Here is a 16,755-nt window from a genome sequence, read left to right as displayed (position 1 = left end):
ACTGCTTCGGTTAATCTCCTGCGTTTTACCCGTATATTAGCTGTGTTATTTTTGTTTATTCATTGATTTTAAATTACTTTTTATATGCCTGGCTAGCCTGCAGACTAATTTTGCGTGTGCTATCTGGCTTGCGACAGGTTGTCACGAAAACGTCATCTTCCCCCGATACACTCACTGCATATTTCGCTTTATATTCTCTTTTTCTTAAGCTAAATCATGAAGATAAAATTAATAAAGGCATTACTGCCACAGCGATTTCATTTCCGGGGTATGGGTTTGCTCAGCGGCCTGGTTTGTGTCATTGGGCTGTTTTTGCTGGTTCAGGTGATATCCACCACCGGGCTGAGCTTACTGTTGGGCCAGGTGCGTGCTCAGGTTACCCAACAGGCGATTGATCAAAATGCCCAGCGCCAGATGGATGAAGCCCGTATTGGGCTGTTAACAGCCAGTGACCTGGTTAACCGCGCTGGTGTCTGGTTTATGCAGGATAAAGAAACCGGCTCAGTGGGTAGCTGGAACAGCCTGGCCGATGATGCGGCTTCGGCATTAAACGCCAGCCAGCAAGCCTTCAAATCTTTCCAGCAACAGGCACTTGGCACGCAGCAAAATAAGGCGCTTATCCAGAGTTATCAGCAATTTTATGGCGGGCTGAAAGAGCAGGTAGACAGCCTGCGGGAAACACAATCAATAGACAGTTTCTTTGCCGTGCCGGTGCAGGCATTTCAGGCGCAATTTAACCAGGATTTTGCGCAATACAAAGCCGGTAGCGACCGGCAACGCCAACAAGGCGACAGGCAGTTACTGGCGGGGCTGAACCAAATGCAGACGCGCTCACTCAGTGCCCTGGCTGTGGTGCTGGTCGTGGCGATTTTTACTGGTAGCGGGTTGTTGTTTTGGGTTATTCGCCCATTACGGCGTTTGCTCCAACACCTTGACCGGCTGGCTGATGGCGATTTATCTGTGCTGCCAGCCACCCCGGTACGTTTTAACCGGGAAGTCAGTGAGCTCTGGCAACGGCTGATGGCGATGCAACAGGGGCTGCGGCAAGTGGTCAATGATGTACATAGCGCAACGCACAACATGGCCGGGCAAATTGCCGCTATGAATGATGAAAACCAGGTGTTATCCCTCCAGGCGACTGAGCAAAGCCACATGCTGACCAAAGTGACCGATGGCATGCGCCAGTTATCAGGCAGTGTGGATGAAAATACCCGTTTCGCGGGTATTGCTAACCAGCGTGCCGACGAAGCCCGTGATATCGCCCGTGGCGGTGACGAAATGATGCAGGCTGTTAACAGCTCTATGCAGGCAATTGAAGGGCGGTCTGACGAAATGCGCGGCATTGTCTCAATGATTGAAACTGTTGCCTTCCAGACAAATATTCTGGCGCTTAACGCGGCTATTGAAGCCGCCCATGCTGGTAACCATGGGCGCGGGTTTGCTGTGGTGGCAAAAGAGGTGGGTATCCTGGCACGTAAGAGTACGCACTCGACACAAACCATCCAGCAATTGATCAACCACTCTCTGGAAGGTATCTCTCAAGGTGCTGGCGCTGTGGCCCGCCTTGAGCAAAACCTTGCGTCAGTGACACAACTGGTTACGGCGATGACCAGCCTGCTTAATGATATTGCCGCCGCGTCATTGCACCAGGGAGAGAACATCCAGATGGTCACAGGCCAGATAACCGCACTGGACGAAGTGGCTAACCGCACAGCGAGCCTGGTGCAACAAAGCCAGGTGGGTGTAAGGCGCCTTCATGAAGGCCAGCAGCAACTGACCACGGCGGTAGCGCGTTTTCGTTTAGCCTGACCCGGTGTATACTGCCCGCCACTTTTATTGGCAGAGGTGGCGGGCGTGGCGCAACACTTGGATAATCAGTTACTGGCACAAATACTTGATGCTGCCAGGCCTTTAATCGGCAAAGGGAAAGTTGCCAGTTATATTCCCGCTCTGGCCGAAGTTCCGGGGAATAAACTGGGCATTGCCATCACGACAGTTAAAGGAGAGCGCTTTCAGGCAGGTGATGCCAGTGAGCGTTTTTCGATTCAGTCGATTTCCAAAGTGCTCAGCCTGGTGCTGGCAATGACACGCTACGATGAAGACGAGATCTGGTCCCGGGTGGGTAAAGATCCTTCGGGCCAGCCGTTTAACTCGTTGGTTCAGCTTGAGCTGGAACAGGGTAAACCACGTAATCCCTTTATTAATGCCGGTGCGCTGGTGGTTTGCGATATGCTGCAAACACGCCTCAGTTCACCGCGTCAGCGCATGCTGGAAGTGGTTCGGCTGCTTTCTGGCGTACCTTCACTCACCTATGATGAGCGTGTAGCCCGTTCTGAGTTTGAACATTCAGCCCGCAACGCTGCTATTGCCTGGCTAATGAAATCCTTCGGCAACTTTCATAATGACGTCACGACAGTGCTGCACAACTATTTTCATTATTGCGCCCTGAAAATGAGCTGTGTGGAACTGGCAGATACATTTATGTTTCTCGCCTGCCAGGGGTGTACACCCGCCTGGCCTTATCCGGTTCTGACACCACAACAAACGCGCCAGGTTAATGCGTTGATGGCAACGAGTGGCATGTATCAAAGTTCAGGTGAATTTGCCTGGCGAGTTGGGATCCCCGGGAAATCCGGCGTTGGTGGCGGCATCATTGCCGTGGTTCCTCATGAGATGTCAATTGCTGTATGGAGCCCGGAACTGGATGACTTTGGTAATTCACTGGCGGGGGCAGCGGTGCTGGAAAATTTGATTGCAGCACTGGGCCGTTCTGTATATTAAACAATGGCATAAATAAAATGGAATCCATGGAGTCACTTTTTCAGCGCCTTGGGCGTTCACAGTTTCGCAGCCGTTTTCGGTTGGGTGTGAAAGAACGTGAGTATTGTCTGAAAAAGGGACCAGAGGTTGTGTGCCAGCACGCAGCAGATTTTATTGCGCAAAGGCTGGCTCCCGCCAGTATTCCTAATGACGGTAAACAAACACCAATGCGCGGGCATCCCGTTTTTATCGCGCAGCACGCCACGGCGACCTGTTGCCGCGGGTGTCTGGCCAAGTGGTACGGGATCCCGGCAGGAATTCCACTGACTGAAGAGCAACAGCACGACATTGTCGGTGTTATCTATTATTGGCTGCATTTACAAATGCTTCAGGAACCTGGTGAACCAGTGAACCAGAAAAAAACGCAGTAACAATGGTAATGTAACGAAAATAAATCGGATAAAACTGTTAAAATTTAGGTTATATTCGAGTTGTTTTGATTTGTATAGCGGCGGTGAAAACCGTAAAAGACGGGTTCTTAATTCGAAGTAAAATAATGGCGAAAAATCGGTTTCTTTCCCGGGAAAAGCCGCTCATCAGCGCGGTTTCTCTCTTTGTTATCACCACAGTATTTTACTTTTTCGGTGCCAGTTTACGAGTGGTGGAAGCGTTATCGCTTTTCTGGCCACTCAATGCGGTGCTGGCGGCTGTCTTTATTCGCTATCCTTTTCTGAATAATCCGTTTTATTACGCGCTGTGCTATGCGGCAATGATAATTTACGACGGTGTAACCACGTCCTGGGGTACCGCATCGCTGCTGATTAACTTTTCCAACATGGTGTTTATTATTACGGTGGCGGTGCTGGTACAACGTGAAAAACGGCGCGCGACCACGACTTCGCCGCTGCCGGTTCATGCCCTGAGTCTGTTTAATTACTGTATTTTTGCTGCGGCACTCTGTGCCTTATTTGGCGCGGTAGGTTCAATGCCTGTCGATCGCCATGCGTTTTACCCGCTATTTGCAGACTGGTTCAGCGAACAGTTTTCCACTGGGGTGCTGATTTTGCCATGCCTGCTGTCTATGGCCCGCCCGCAATGGCCCAATCTGCGCATGGAAAACCTGTACCCGCTGCTTGGCGTAATTGTATGTATGTTGGCTTCAGTGGGTATTGGTGGTGCCGGAAGCCTGGCATTCCCGCTGCCTGCATTAATTTGGTGTGCCACACGCTACCCACTGCCTTTTGTATGCCTGATTACGCTGATAACCGGGATGACGGAAATTGTGCTGGTGGCGAATTCTATTATCGAAATCCATATGACATCGCCGCTGTATGTCAACCAGATGTTCTCCGCGCGCCTGGGGATTGCCACCATTGCATTATGCCCGTTGATGGTGTCTGTGAGTGTGGAAACCATTAATGCGCTGGTGCGTAAGGCATCGCGCCGGGCGGATTATGATTATCTGACACAAGTGCTCTCACGCTCCGGGATTTACGAGAAGCTGCGCAACGAATCATACTGTATGGCTCCCAGTAACCGGCAACTGGCGGTGATGCTGCTGGATATCGACCACTTTAAAAATATCAACGACACATGGGGGCATGATTGTGGGGATAAGATCCTTGCTGAGTTTGCCGCAGTTGTGAACAAAGTGGTGGGCGATAAAGGCTGGTTTGCCCGTATGGGTGGGGAAGAGTTTGCGATTGTGTGCCCGGCGATGTCCAATGCTGAGGCCATTGTGCTGGGGCACCAGGTGCGGGAACGGGTGGAGCATCACCAGTTTGCCTGGAAAAACCATACTCACCATATCACGGTGAGCCTTGGCTTATCCTGGACTGCCTGTGCTGCTGCATCGCTGGAAACTTGCTTTAATGCGCAAATGACAGAAGCCGACCGCTACCTTTACCAGGCAAAACAACATGGGCGTAATCAGCTTTGTGCCCAAAATGTTCCTGTTATGAGCCGGGCTGCATCCTGATGTTGTGATGCCAGGTAGCTGGTTGTGACGTAGCAAGTTGTGACGTGGTAAGTTGTGACACTGTCACTTTTTGTGGGCTTTTCATATCACCTGGCTTGTGGCACACCGCGCTTTAGTTAACCGGCTGTAACGATGCAATCATGTTTACTTTGGCGGTATTCAGGTGATTACGTAATGCCCGTGATGCCGCTAAATCATCGCCACAAATCATAGCGCTGAGAATTGTCATATGCTCATCCACCGCAACAATATTCCGTTGTTTTAAATCACTTTCGTCCCACTGGTAGTGGAAGTGGAAAATAACGGAAATAATCTCGAGTGACTGGTTAAAAAAGATATTGTTTGCTGCAGAGAGCAACAGCGCGTGGAAATCACGGTCCAGTTCGGCAAACATGCGGTAATTATCCCCAATCGTGCCACGCATTGTTCTGTGGCGGGCCAGGAGATCTCTTGCCTGCAGCCAACTGGGGTTATCGGCTGGCAGATTCATGAAACGTTGCAAAGAGTGGGTTTCCAGCATTTCGCGCAACTCAAAGAGCTGCTCTGCCCAGGCTTTATCAAACACTTTCATTCGCCACGTACCCCGGCGTTCACTTTCTGTCAGCGAATAACGGCTGAATTTAAGCAAGAATTCACGCACAACTATAGGGCTGACACCTGCCTGTTTTGCCAGCTCAACTTCAGTGAATTGGTCCCCGGCACGTAGCTGCCGTTGGTTAATCATGTGGTAGAACGTGCGTTCAAATATACGCTGCTGCGCTTCGGCGGGCACCCGGGTTTGCTGGTAGCCATCTTCTTCCAGCGGCATGCGGGCAATAATATATTGCCCTTGCTCCACTACCAGAACCTGGCGCAACACAAGGTGTTCCAGAATATGGCGCACAGTTGTGCGACTGATATTGAACATGTCAGCCAGTGCGTTTTGCGAAGGTAAGGGCGATGCCAGATGCCCGCGAACCAGGCTTTCAATGAACTGATTAATGACGTTATGGCGCAGGTTTTGCGTCCGGCTCATGAGCAGTATCGTTTCAGTAAGAAAAAAACAATTAAATACCAATTAAAAACCACTTAGTGTGATTTGAATCACATTACCACACAAAGGAAGAGGGTATTTCAGGCCGGATCAGGTGAGATGTGCAACAGAAAGCGTAGCCGGTTATAGCCGGTTTACCAGACTCCATAGTTTGCATAATACAGGACTACATCGTGAAAACCCTTAATCGTCAAGATTTTCCCGGTAACGCTTACCCGGACCGTATCATCCAGTTTGGTGAAGGTAACTTTTTGCGTGCTTTTATCGACTGGCAAATTGACCTGCTGAACGAAAAAACTGACCTCAATGCCGGGGTAGTGATTGTACGGCCGATTGACAGCAATTTCCCGCCTTCATTGAGCACTCAGGATGGCCTGTATACCACAATTATTCGTGGTCTGAATGACCGCGGTGAAGCAGTGAGTGAATCCCGCCTGATTCGTTCAGTAAACCGTGAGCTGAACGTTTACCAGGACTATGATGAGTTCCTGAAACTGGCTCATAACCCGGATATCCGTTTTGTCTTCTCCAATACCACCGAAGCGGGAATTGCCTGGCATGAGGGGGATAAATTTGAAGACGCACCGGCTGTCAGCTTCCCGGCTAAATTAACCCGCCTGTTGTTTGAACGTTTCAGCCATTTCAATGGTGCGCAGGATAAAGGCTGGGTGCTTATCCCTTGTGAACTGATTGATTATAACGGTGAAGCACTACGCGAACTGGTATTGCGTTACGCCATTGCATGGAACCTGCCCACAGCATTCAGCCGCTGGCTGGAAGAATCCAATACGTTCTGCTCTACGCTGGTGGACCGCATTGTTACCGGTTATCCACGTGATGAAGCCAGTGCAATTGAAGAATCACTGGGTTACCACGACAGTTTCCTGGATACTGCTGAACACTTCTATCTGTTCGTTATCCAGGGCCCGCAATGGCTTGCCAAAGAGTTACGCCTCGACCAGTTGCCACTCAATGTGCTGATCGTCGATAACATTAAACCTTATAAAGAACGTAAGGTTGCTATTCTGAACGGTGCCCATACCGCACTGGTGCCGGTGGCATTCCAGGCCGGGTTAAATACCGTGGGTGAAGCCATGTCTGATGGTGAAATCTGCGCTTTTGTTGAAAACGCCATTCGCGAAGAAATTATTCCGGTGCTGGACTTGCCGCAGGATGAGCTGGAATCCTTTGCCCGCGCTGTTGTTGGCCGCTTCCGTAACCCGTACATCAAACACCAGTTGCTCTCTATTGCTCTCAACGGGATGACTAAATTCCGTACCCGTATTCTGCCGCAACTGCTGGCGGGGCAGGCAACTACTGGCAAATTACCGGCTCGCCTGACATTCGCTCTGGCTGCGCTGATTGCTTTTTACCAGGGTGAGCGTAACGGTGAAACTTATCCGCTGCAGGATGATGCTCACTGGCTCGACCGCTACCAACAATTGTGGGGCGGTGTGCGTGACAAACAAGTGACCGTTCGCCACCTGGTTGACGCCGTGTTGTCCGACAGTGACCACTGGGAGCAGGATTTAACTAAAGTTCCAGGTCTTGCAGACCAGGTTACCGCCAATCTGGAATCTATCCTGAAGCTGGGTATGCGTTCAGCGGTAAAACCACTGTGCTAATCGCGTAACCATAAGATTTATGCAACCCCGGTGCTGGCAGGCTTGGTTCCGGGGTTTTTTATTCGGTATGCTATAGTTACAACATACTTAATGATATAAGTAAAACCCCGAGCAGTAACACCGCAGCAAGGCTCTGCAGTGTTGTGAAGAGTAACGGGTAAAACATAATAACCTGTTTTTAATATGGTTAATTGAACTGGCTGGTTTTCAGAAAAATATTCAATAAATCATAAATACCTATGCATTTTCTCTTGTCCCTGGTGCTTAACAGGCGAATAATTCGTTATGTTATTAAATATATAGCGAGGGGATAATGAATAAAACATTTCGGCCACTGGCCTTATTAATTGGTTTTTGTATTGTGAGCACTTCTGCTATGGCATCGTCCGATATCAAAGTGACTTACGCAGGTTCTATGGGCAAAGTGATGGACCAAAAACTGGGGCCTGCGTTTGCACAACAGAACCATGTGCAATATCAGGGGCAGGGACAGGGCGCTTATGGCATGGCGCGTTTACTGGCGAGTAAAAAAGTGCAGGCAGACGTGTTTGTTTCCATCACTCCCGGGCCAATGCAAATCCTGAAAGATGCCGGGTTGATTGATACCGCTGTTCCCGTAGCGAGCACCAGTATGGTGATTGCCTGGAACCCGCACAGCCAGTATGCATCCCAGTTTGCTGCTGCCAGTGGTAAAGATGATTCATGGTTAAAAGTGCTGGCCGAGCCTGGCGTGAAATTCGGGCGTACTGACCCGGACAGTGACCCGAAAGGCCAGAACATCGTGTTCACCTTGCTGTTGGCCGACAAATATTATCACCAGCCTGGTCTTGGTGAAAAAGTGATGGGCGGAGTGCAAAACCCGGCTCAAATTCATATAGAAGGTGGGTTATTAACCCGGCTGGAAGGCGGCCAGGTTGATGCGGCAGCAGGCTACGAGAGCGAAGTGATTTCCGCCAAACTCCCTTATGTGGCATTACCAGATGAAATTAACCTTAGTAATCCGGACATGGCTGCAAAATGGTATGACCAGGTGAGTTTCACCATCAAAGACAGTAAGGGCCAGGACAAAGTGTTGCATACGCAACCATTAGTCTATTACGCCGCTGTTTTGAAAAATGCCCCGGATGGTGTGAAAGAAGGTGAGAAGTTTGTGCAGTTCATGCAGGGTAAACAAGGCCAGTCACTGTTCAAACAGAGTGGCTATGCTTCACCTAAGGGTTCTGCGCTCTATGCTCAATGATTTTTTTAAGCACAACGATGCGACGTAATCGCGTTTTTTGGTTGTCTGTACCGGCACTGGCTTTATTGCTGGTGCCATTTATTACGTTAGTTACGCAAACACCATGGATGGGGTTTCATCTCGCCTGGGGCGACGGCGATGCGATAACCGTTTCTCTGACTCTGGGTATGGTGGCGATGGCGATTATTGTTCTGGCCGGTACACCAGTTGCCTGGTGGCTGGCAAAAGAAGGTGGCCGTGTATCCAAAATTGCGGAGTTAATTGTGCTGGTTCCGCTGCTAACTCCACCACTGGCAATGGGCATTTTACTGGTTTCCGCCTGGGGCCCCTACAGCATACCGGGCTTAGCGCTTAGCCGTTTGGGAATGTCATTAGTGAATAACCCGGCGGCATTTGTGTTGGCTCAGGTCTATGGTGGGTTGCCGTATTTTATCATTGCTGCGCGCTCTGCTTTTTATGGTGTACCTCAGTCTATTTTAGAGGCCGGGCAAACACTGGGAGCGGGGCGGTGGCAACGGTTCTGGCATTTAGCTTTACCAATGGCAAGTAAAGGCCTTGCCAGCGCAGTGGCACTGGCGTGGGTAAGGGTAGTGGGCGAGTTTGGTATTGTGATGATTTTCGCCTTTTTCCCCCAGGGAATGCCGGTAAAACTGTATATCAACTTACAAAATGACGGGATCAATGCTGTCTACACACTGGTCTGGTTGCTGTTGCTGTTCACTCTGCCATTGCCTTTATATTGCTTTTCACGGGCACGCAATGTATCTGGTGTGAGATAATTGTTATCTCCGGTTTATAATTCCATTTAAACTGTTATTTGCAGTGTTTTATAACAATTGTTTGCCATTACTTGCACAACTCTGAATGTGGGGCTTATTATTAAACAAGATGACTAAGCCCTATACTTTCTTCTTGATAGTTTCCACCTTTGCCTGAGGTGGTTTAAGCTTTACTCTGACCCGCCCCTGGCGGGTTTTTTGTTATTTGAACTCTGAGATGTATCTAAGGTAAATCTCATGATTATTCACCCGAGGTAAGCTACCCTGAGTGGTTTTTATTGATGTGAATTAGTGCCTGAGATAAGATTCATCAAATAATTAAAGGACTATAATATATGCATGTAATTGACTCGCTACTGGCTTTTTGTGCTTATTTTTTCATCGGTTCTGCTCTGGTTGTGTTATTTTTAAATGTTTACTCTAAAATAACTCCACATAATGAGTGGGTGCTGATCAAACAAGGAAATATGGCTGCATCGCTTGCTTTTAGCGGCGTGCTTCTGGGATATATTATTCCGCTTGCCAGTGCGGCTATCAATTCTGTCAGTATTCCAGATTACTTGCTCTGGGCTGTAGTTGCCTTTATTGTCCAGTTGCTTGTCTACGTAGGTGTCCGGCTCTATATCTCTGAATTAAGTGAAAAAATAACTAATAACCATACTGCGGCAGGTCTGTTTATGGGAGCAGCTGCATTGGCCGGTGGAATTTTAAATGCGGCCTGTATGACTGAATAGTAGCAACTTATGTCGAAGAAAAGAAAAAGTAAACTGAGTAACAAGGGTACCGCACCAGGTCAATACGCAATTAGTTCTACTCGTGGTTCTGGGAATCCGTTCGAAAAAAAGAAAAGCCCCTATGCAGGAACATGCCTTAAATTAGCGATTATGGGCGGAGCGGCTTTTTTCGTTTTGAAAGGATGTACCGATACCGAGTCATCGGATAATGACGGTGATGGCGTATTTTATTCAACAGTACAAGATTGTATGAAAGACAATAATACACTCGATGTTTGTACTGATGCCTGGCTTAATGCGGAGAAATCTTTTGTTGGCGAAGTGCCTGGTAACCTGACGCTTGATCAGTGCCAGCAGCAGTTTGAAACGTGCCGTTTTGATTACCCCAGTTACAGCTGGGCACCAGTAATGGCGGGTTTCTTATTGAGTAAGCATGTTCGCAAGGACAAAGATGAAGATCATACCTACAGCAGTGGCGGGGGGACTTACGCATCACGCCCTGTCTGGAAAACAGCTGATCGCAGTTTTGCCTGGCATGTTGGCCGCGGGGCTGACAGTGAGAGGCGCGGAATGAAATTTTATACACGCAAAGTTGCAACTTTGTCTCGCGGTGGCTTTGGTCGCTCAGCCCACGGTGGGCACTGGGGAGGATAGGGATGTTACGCCACGATGTACCTGTGCGGCCGGGTCTGGATAAACTCGCACACCAGCACGGTTTCGATTTTCATATTATCGATAATGAAATGTACTGGGATGAACGCCGTGCCTACCGGTTTACGCTGCGCCAAATTGAAGAACAAATAGAACAACCCACCACTGAACTCCACCAAATGTGCCTTGATGTGGTTGACCGTGCGGTCAACGACCAGCAGATGATGGAGCAACTCGCTATCCCGCCGCTTTACTGGGATGCAATCGCCCAAAGCTGGCACCATCGTGACCCGTCGTTATATGGCCGGATGGATTTTGTCTGGTGTGGACAGGCCCCGGTTAAGTTACTCGAATATAATGCCGATACGCCAACTTCACTGTATGAGTCGTCCTATTTTCAGTGGCTGTGGCTGGAAGATGCCCGCAACAACGGCATTATTCCGCGTAATGCAGATCAGTATAATTCCATTCAGGAAAGGTTGATTGCTCGTTTTGCGGAGCTCTGTTCACCAGAACCGCTGTATTTTTGCTGCTGTGAAGGCAGTAATGAGGACCGTACCACGGTACTGTACCTGGAGGACTGCGCCAGGCAGGCAGGGCAGGAGACACAATTTCTGTATATGGAGGATATCGGGCTGGGCATTGGTGGGGAGCTAACCGATCTTGAGGATCATGTGATTCGCAGGGCATTCAAGCTTTATCCCCTGGAATGGATGATGCGAGATGAAAACGGTCCTTTATTGCGTAAGCGACGACAGCAATGGTATGAGCCATTATGGAAAAGTGTGCTCAGCAATAAAGGCCTTTTACCTCTGTTATGGCGTTTTAACCCAAATCACCCCAATTTGTTGCCCGCCTGGTTTGATGGTGAAAAATCCCTTTCTGCACCAGGTGAAAGTGTGGTGCGCAAGCCTTTGTTTTCTCGAGAAGGTGGCAATATCACGGTATTAGACAGCCAACAGCATGTTATTACCCAAACAGATGGCAATTATGGCAGTGAACCTGTTATTTATCAGTCATTTAAACCATTGCCACGTTTCGGTGACAGCTACACGCTTATTGGTAGTTGGGTAATCGACGACGAAGCTGCTGGCATAGGGATTCGTGAAGACAGTTCACTAATAACTAAAGATACCTCACGCTTTGTGCCACATTATATTGGTTGAGCCATACATTTAAACATAAGGCGGGCAATGAGAACCATCACTGTTGTGGCATATGATCCCCGGTGGCCTGAAATGTTCACGGCAGAAAGCCAGTTGTTACAGCAGGCATTGCCAGGTGGAATAGCCAAAGCCATTCATCATATTGGGAGCACTTCGGTGCCGGGTTTAGCTGCCAAACCGGTTGTTGATATTTTACTGGAGGTGCCAAACCTGGCTGAACTGGATGCGTGTAATACTCAAATGCAGCAAGCCGGCTATATTGCTCGTGGCGAGAACGGCATTGCCGGTCGACGGTATTTTGTTAAAGGTGGTGAACAACGCAGCCACCAGGTGCATGCGTTTGTTACTGGTGATGAGCAGATTACAAAGCATGTAGCATTCCGCGATTATCTGCTAACCAACCAGCAGGCAACTGAGCAATATGCCAGCGTGAAGTACGCAGCAGCGCAGGCATGTAATAACGATAGTCAGCGTTACTGTGAATTGAAAGCTGGCTTTATTGAACACCATCTGCAGTTGGCAATGTTGTGCCGGAAATGGTAGCCGGGGTAACAGGTCTGCGGGTGCCTGGTTACCGGGAGTAAAATCCTGAAGGTCGAGTTTCGATAGCATTTGTAATAACAGGCTGCAATTGCAACCGGGTGATGAAACGTACAGATAACGCTGTTTAAGAGATTCAACGACCAGGACAATGACAACCGCGAAATGCCAGATTCCACACTAGTACATCTTGGTGCGCATAATGTATATTATGTTAAATGATATTTACTATCTATATTAGTCCATAGCTGCCTACATACCACGGTTGATCATACCGTTACCCTGCTCATCTTCTTGCAATGTAATGCACCGGTTTTAGCCGTTTCAGCCGGTATGAATTTCTCGATTGTGTGCATACATTGGTACTTAGTCATGGGTGAACTACACCCACCTACTCACACCTGACTAAGAGCTAACAGAGCCTGGTTACATCTCGTCCCGGCTTTCAGTCACAGCCCGGCACTATCAACACACCCAGCCGGGCTGCCAGGCTCAGCACCTCTTCATAAGTGACTGCGTCGTTAACCAGACTCTTAGCGCCTCCAGCCTGGCAAAGCGATGCTGGTTTTATTCTGTCACCAAACAATATCATTGCACGCGCTGTGTCATCCTGCCTTGAAATCCATGCCAGGCCTTGTGCGTTTGTGCATTGCTGGTAAAGCTTTTCGGCCCATTTGCGGGTTACCGGGTATTTATCTTTTTCGGTGTCGATTAATTCTTTGCGGGTGATACCCAGCTTGCGTAGCGGCACTGTGGCAAGATCAAGCAGTTCCAGGTTCTCAGTGACTTCAAGTGCCGAGAGAACCTGCCCGTTGAGCTTGTTTTTATCGTAAGTTTTGAGTCCTGGTGCAAAAGAGACATCGTGGAATACTGTTTCCATCATGGCACAGTCGCTGGTCACGCCAGCGTACAAGGTAGGAACAGGTTCGCCCTGAGCAGTTGTTATTGGGCTGAAACGCGCATTGCCCCGCAGGCCCGGGTTAAACTGGTCTGCTGCATACTGCTCAAGGTGAACCCGGTACAACACCGTTCCTTTATTGAGTAAATACGTTGTTGTTTTTAGCGGGCCAGAATCAGGAAGCGGCGTGCTTTCGGTGGCTTCACCCTGCTCTGCTGTCTTTGTTCCTGCAGGGCGTTTAGCCATGCGCGACACCCAGAACTTCATCCTGAGCGGCATCGATTACCCGATCTGGCTGTGTGGCCAGCATGTCCTGAGGCCGTTTTCCACCTAAAAAGCTGTTGGCAGAAAGAAACCAGAACGCCATACCCCAGCCATCTTTTTGGCCACCAAACACCTCAATTACCTTACCCAGAGCCTTCAGCGGACGGAAACCTTCGTTTTTGTCCAGACCCCAGGCCGGGAAATAGTCGACACCGTTATGGTGGATGGCGAAAATACGCCCGGCTTTCTTCCATTTATTCGGCTGAGCACTCGGGTTCGCGGTGCTCAATTGTGCCAGGTGCGCCAGCTCGGCAGCATTCAGCCAGTCACCACTTTCCAGAACAGCTTTGCGTGCCTGGATCAGCATTGCTGCTTCTTTGATGATATGTGGTGGTGCGGGTGTTGGTGGCACCAGAGCCTCAGCAAGGCGTTCAAGAGTGGCTCGGCTTTGGTGCTGCTGAAATAAGCCATACATGGAAGATGCCACGTTAGACAAATTTTCAAACAGGTGCTGTGTTCCGATATGATTTTGATGATCAACAGTGATAAGCAGCACTTGCTCAGCCTGTGATTTGGCAAGACTGACTTTCACTTCTTTTGGGGTGCCAATCAGGGTGGAAACCCCAGGGTGCTCTTTCCGGACACTCATGGATGTTCTCCTGTATGGGTTATCAATATTATTTAATAATAACATATCCACGATAACCTGCACAGGCATCTTCACTGGCTTCTTTTACTACCCAGGGCTCGTTACCACAGATTTACATACTGCCGCTGAGGCCTGTGAAATGGGCAATTGTCCCCTTCACTCTTGTTGCTCCAGCTCGTGTAAATATTTTTTTGTCGCCAGCAGAAAACGTTCAGACAGCTCATCGCTTTCGGTTGCCCGGGACAATATCAGTGCACCAGTCAGCATGGCCAGCTGTGCAAGTTGCTTGTCAGAAGGCCTGGCATTCGGTTCTGCCCCCTGAATAGTGGCAAGCCGTGACGCCATCTTCTTGACACCTTCCCGGTAAATTTCACGCACGGGTTTTTCTGGCGACTTACGCAATACATCCGATGCCAGGGCTGTAACAGCACATCCGCTGCCTGCGCAGTCTCTGTGTTCGGAAGACAGGTAGTAATCCACAAACTCATCAAACGTGGTAATGCCGCTTGCTGAGAATGTAGCGCCAGACTCTTCAAAAGCCCGCTGGCAGGCTACGGCTTCAAGCTCATCTTTAGAACTGAAATGGCCGTAAAACCCACCGTGTGTCAGGCCAACCGCCGCCATGATGTCATTGACACTGACGCCGTCCAGCCCATGTTTTCGGAACAGTTCTGCTGAAGTCTTAATAATGTTTTCGCGATTGAGCTCCATCTGCTCTTTTGATACCCGCCCCATTTATCCCCCATGATTAATCAAACAATCCGGGCACCTCAGTGCCTGTGAATACAGTGTTACCTTTTTGCACCTGCAATACCGGGTGCAAATATATCCGGCGCCAGTGCTGTTTCCATGAAGCTCTGCAATTGGTTGTGCGGCGTACCGTAATCAATTGTGCAGACATTCTCAAGCCGTTTAACCCACCTGCCAGGCGAAGGTTCAATGGCGTTAGCGCGTAATGCATAGATTATACACATTTACTAAAATAAATGATGGTTGACATTTATTATACATGGCATGCATCATTTAAAAAATGTGAATGCAACTGAGGAACATGAGATGGCAGAGAATTCATCGGTGCTGATAACCGGGGCGTCAGCGGGTATTGGCGCAGTCTATGCAGATCGCTTTGCCCGCAGAGGGCACAATTTGATTCTGGTTGCCCGTGATACAGCGCGGCAGGCGATGCTGGCTGAATTTCGTCACGAGCATCCGGCTTCCCGCTACCTGAAGAATAATGGTGATTAATTTATTGCCGTTGCAGGCAATACCGTTATAACAACTCTGTTGTGAAACAACTTTAAAAGGATTGTACCGATGTCCGATAACGTACTCTTTTCCCCTTTCACGCTGAAAGGCCTGACTTTGCCAAACCGTATTGTAATGGCACCGATGACCCGTGGCATGGCGCCGGAAGGTATTCCGGGGCAGCCTAACGCCAGTTACTATCGCCGCCGTGCGGAAGGCGAAGCGGGCCTGATCCTGACCGAAGGTACTGTGGTCAACCGCCCTGCGTCACGCAACATGCCTGGCATCCCGTTCTTCTACGGCGAACAGGCTTTGGCTGGCTGGAAGCAGGTGGCAGACGCCGTACACGCGGCAGGCGGCAGAATTGGCCCACAAATCTGGCACACTGGGTCCACACGAGCCCGCGGAGAGTGGGAGCCAGAGGCACCAGTTGAAAGCCCTTCAGGCCTGGTTGGTCCGGGCGAGCCGCGAGGTGTCGCCATGACAGAAGAAGATATTGCCGATACCGTGGCCGCTTTTGCCCACGCGGCGGCAGACGCAAAGCGCCTGGGTTTTGACGTTGTGGAACTGCACGGCGCGCATGGTTACCTTATTGACCAGTTTTTCTGGCAGGGTACTAACCTGCGCACGGATGCCTTCGGCGGTAAAACCATTGCCGAGCGATCCCGCTTTGCGGCTGATATCGTGCGTGCGGTGCGCGCAGCAGTTGGCCCCGACTTCCCGCTTATTCTTCGCGTCAGTCAGTGGAAACAGCAGGACTATTCAGCGCGTCTGGCTGAAACGCCTCAGGAAATGACGGAATGGCTGGTTCCGCTGGTTGAAGCTGGTGTAGACATCCTGCACTGCTCACAACGCCGGTTCTGGGAGCCTGAATTCCCGGAAATTGATGGCAGCGAGGGGCTTAACTTTGCAGGCTGGGCGAAAAAACTCACTGGTGCAGCCACTATCAGCGTGGGTTCGGTGGGGCTGTCTGGTGATTTCTTTGGTGCCTTTGGCGGCCAGGGCTCAGAAACGGCCGGGCTGGATAACCTGTACACCCGAATGGAACGCGGGGAGTTTGACTTAATAGCAGTTGGGCGTGCGTTACTGTCAGACCCACAGTGGGCGCACAAAGTGCGTTCAAACCGTACAGCCGAGCTGCTCGGTTTCCGGGCTGAAGACCTCGCTGCGCTGAAATAAGCCGCAGCGTTTAC

Annotated in this window: 16 protein-coding genes and 1 pseudogene; 13 read left to right on the top strand and 4 right to left on the bottom strand. The window is 49.8% G+C overall.

Annotated elements, in window-relative coordinates; all coding sequences use genetic code 11:
- Positions 1-216 precede the first annotated feature (216 nt).
- The 4 genes from DES37_RS06380 to DES37_RS06365 all read left to right on the top strand — a co-directional run bounded on the left by DES37_RS06380 (position 217) and on the right by DES37_RS06365 (position 4,738).
- Positions 217-1,809: a methyl-accepting chemotaxis protein gene (locus tag DES37_RS06380; RefSeq protein WP_110025247.1), complete on the top strand. Its 1,593-nt coding sequence runs from the start codon at positions 217-219 to the stop codon at positions 1,807-1,809.
- A gap of 45 nt (positions 1,810-1,854) precedes the next feature.
- Positions 1,855-2,781: a glutaminase B gene (gene glsB / locus DES37_RS06375; RefSeq protein ID WP_110025246.1), complete on the top strand. Its 927-nt coding sequence runs from the start codon at positions 1,855-1,857 to the stop codon at positions 2,779-2,781.
- A gap of 17 nt (positions 2,782-2,798) precedes the next feature.
- Positions 2,799-3,191 carry a DUF4186 domain-containing protein gene (locus DES37_RS06370; protein ID WP_051691474.1) on the top strand — a complete coding sequence of 131 codons (393 nt, stop codon included), beginning with the start codon at positions 2,799-2,801 and terminating at the stop codon, positions 3,189-3,191.
- A 125-nt stretch (positions 3,192-3,316) separates the two neighbouring features.
- Positions 3,317-4,738, top strand: a complete 1,422-nt coding sequence (locus tag DES37_RS06365; protein ID WP_110025245.1) for a sensor domain-containing diguanylate cyclase — start codon at positions 3,317-3,319, stop codon at positions 4,736-4,738.
- A 112-nt stretch (positions 4,739-4,850) separates the two neighbouring features.
- Here the strand turns inward: DES37_RS06365 and DES37_RS06360 are convergent, their stop codons facing one another.
- Positions 4,851-5,753 carry a GntR family transcriptional regulator gene (locus tag DES37_RS06360; protein WP_036113319.1) on the bottom strand — a complete coding sequence of 301 codons (903 nt, stop codon included), beginning with the start codon at positions 5,751-5,753 and terminating at the stop codon, positions 4,851-4,853.
- Positions 5,754-5,944: 191 nt separating this feature from the next.
- Between DES37_RS06360 and DES37_RS06355 the strand changes: the two genes are divergently transcribed.
- The 7 genes from DES37_RS06355 to DES37_RS06325 all read left to right on the top strand — a co-directional run bounded on the left by DES37_RS06355 (position 5,945) and on the right by DES37_RS06325 (position 12,509).
- Positions 5,945-7,396 carry a tagaturonate reductase gene (locus DES37_RS06355; RefSeq protein WP_036113315.1) on the top strand — a complete coding sequence of 484 codons (1,452 nt, stop codon included), beginning with the start codon at positions 5,945-5,947 and terminating at the stop codon, positions 7,394-7,396.
- 313 nt (positions 7,397-7,709) lie between these two features.
- Positions 7,710-8,636, top strand: a complete 927-nt coding sequence (locus tag DES37_RS06350; protein ID WP_110025244.1) for an extracellular solute-binding protein — start codon at positions 7,710-7,712, stop codon at positions 8,634-8,636.
- 17 nt (positions 8,637-8,653) lie between these two features.
- A complete protein-coding gene (locus tag DES37_RS06345) occupies positions 8,654-9,415 on the top strand; it encodes a molybdate ABC transporter permease subunit (protein ID WP_110025324.1) in 762 nt (253 codons plus the stop codon).
- A 335-nt stretch (positions 9,416-9,750) separates the two neighbouring features.
- Positions 9,751-10,149, top strand: coding sequence for a DUF350 domain-containing protein (locus DES37_RS06340; RefSeq protein ID WP_036113309.1), 399 nt, complete (start codon positions 9,751-9,753; stop codon positions 10,147-10,149).
- A 9-nt stretch (positions 10,150-10,158) separates the two neighbouring features.
- Positions 10,159-10,803 carry a DUF1190 domain-containing protein gene (locus DES37_RS06335; RefSeq protein WP_036113305.1) on the top strand — a complete coding sequence of 215 codons (645 nt, stop codon included), beginning with the start codon at positions 10,159-10,161 and terminating at the stop codon, positions 10,801-10,803.
- 2 nt (positions 10,804-10,805) lie between these two features.
- A complete protein-coding gene (locus tag DES37_RS06330) occupies positions 10,806-11,966 on the top strand; it encodes a glutathionylspermidine synthase family protein (RefSeq protein WP_110025243.1) in 1,161 nt (386 codons plus the stop codon).
- 27 nt (positions 11,967-11,993) lie between these two features.
- Entirely contained in the window at positions 11,994-12,509 is a 516-nt protein-coding gene (locus DES37_RS06325; RefSeq protein WP_110025242.1) for a GrpB family protein, read from the top strand.
- Positions 12,510-12,951: 442 nt separating this feature from the next.
- On the opposite strand, the gene DES37_RS06320 is transcribed toward DES37_RS06325, so the two are convergent.
- From DES37_RS06320 to DES37_RS06310, 3 genes are all read right to left on the bottom strand, one after another.
- Positions 12,952-13,650, bottom strand: coding sequence for an RES family NAD+ phosphorylase (locus tag DES37_RS06320; RefSeq protein ID WP_110025241.1), 699 nt, complete (start codon positions 13,648-13,650; stop codon positions 12,952-12,954).
- Positions 13,643-14,317, bottom strand: a complete 675-nt coding sequence (locus DES37_RS06315; RefSeq protein ID WP_110025240.1) for a hypothetical protein — start codon at positions 14,315-14,317, stop codon at positions 13,643-13,645. Before DES37_RS06315 ends, DES37_RS06320 begins: the two co-directional genes overlap by 8 nt.
- A gap of 156 nt (positions 14,318-14,473) precedes the next feature.
- Entirely contained in the window at positions 14,474-15,052 is a 579-nt protein-coding gene (locus DES37_RS06310) for a TetR/AcrR family transcriptional regulator (protein ID WP_110025239.1), read from the bottom strand.
- A 321-nt stretch (positions 15,053-15,373) separates the two neighbouring features.
- Between DES37_RS06310 and DES37_RS06305 the strand changes: the two are divergent.
- Both DES37_RS06305 and DES37_RS06300 read left to right on the top strand, forming a co-directional pair.
- Positions 15,374-15,511 (top strand): annotated as a pseudogene (locus DES37_RS06305) (SDR family NAD(P)-dependent oxidoreductase); the annotation flags it as partial.
- Positions 15,512-15,631: 120 nt separating this feature from the next.
- Complete coding sequence (locus tag DES37_RS06300; protein WP_110025238.1) at positions 15,632-16,741, top strand: NADH:flavin oxidoreductase; 1,110 nt, start codon at positions 15,632-15,634, stop codon at positions 16,739-16,741.
- Positions 16,742-16,755 lie beyond the last annotated feature (14 nt).

Origin of the sequence: Mangrovibacter plantisponsor (assembly GCF_003182475.1) — a bacterium.
Classification (GTDB): Bacteria; Pseudomonadota; Gammaproteobacteria; order Enterobacterales; family Enterobacteriaceae; genus Mangrovibacter; species Mangrovibacter plantisponsor.
This window is presented reverse-complemented; position numbering and strand designations above follow the sequence as displayed.

Excerpts from the sequence above, each read along its gene's own strand:
- DES37_RS06370 (WP_051691474.1), top strand. The coding sequence starts at position 2,799 with ATGGAATCCATGGAGTCACTTTTTCAGCGCCTTGGGCGTTCACAGTTT.
- DES37_RS06360 (WP_036113319.1), bottom strand. The coding sequence starts at position 5,753 with ATGAGCCGGACGCAAAACCTGCGCCATAACGTCATTAATCAGTTCATT.
- DES37_RS06350 (WP_110025244.1), top strand. The coding sequence starts at position 7,710 with ATGAATAAAACATTTCGGCCACTGGCCTTATTAATTGGTTTTTGTATT.
- DES37_RS06315 (WP_110025240.1), bottom strand. The coding sequence starts at position 14,317 with ATGAGTGTCCGGAAAGAGCACCCTGGGGTTTCCACCCTGATTGGCACC.
- DES37_RS06330 (WP_110025243.1), top strand. The coding sequence starts at position 10,806 with ATGTTACGCCACGATGTACCTGTGCGGCCGGGTCTGGATAAACTCGCA.
- DES37_RS06335 (WP_036113305.1), top strand. The coding sequence starts at position 10,159 with ATGTCGAAGAAAAGAAAAAGTAAACTGAGTAACAAGGGTACCGCACCA.
- DES37_RS06320 (WP_110025241.1), bottom strand. The coding sequence starts at position 13,650 with ATGGCTAAACGCCCTGCAGGAACAAAGACAGCAGAGCAGGGTGAAGCC.
- DES37_RS06380 (WP_110025247.1), top strand. The coding sequence starts at position 217 with ATGAAGATAAAATTAATAAAGGCATTACTGCCACAGCGATTTCATTTC.
- DES37_RS06300 (WP_110025238.1), top strand. The coding sequence starts at position 15,632 with ATGTCCGATAACGTACTCTTTTCCCCTTTCACGCTGAAAGGCCTGACT.
- DES37_RS06365 (WP_110025245.1), top strand. The coding sequence starts at position 3,317 with ATGGCGAAAAATCGGTTTCTTTCCCGGGAAAAGCCGCTCATCAGCGCG.
- DES37_RS06325 (WP_110025242.1), top strand. The coding sequence starts at position 11,994 with ATGAGAACCATCACTGTTGTGGCATATGATCCCCGGTGGCCTGAAATG.
- DES37_RS06310 (WP_110025239.1), bottom strand. The coding sequence starts at position 15,052 with ATGGGGCGGGTATCAAAAGAGCAGATGGAGCTCAATCGCGAAAACATT.
- DES37_RS06340 (WP_036113309.1), top strand. The coding sequence starts at position 9,751 with ATGCATGTAATTGACTCGCTACTGGCTTTTTGTGCTTATTTTTTCATC.
- DES37_RS06345 (WP_110025324.1), top strand. The coding sequence starts at position 8,654 with ATGCGACGTAATCGCGTTTTTTGGTTGTCTGTACCGGCACTGGCTTTA.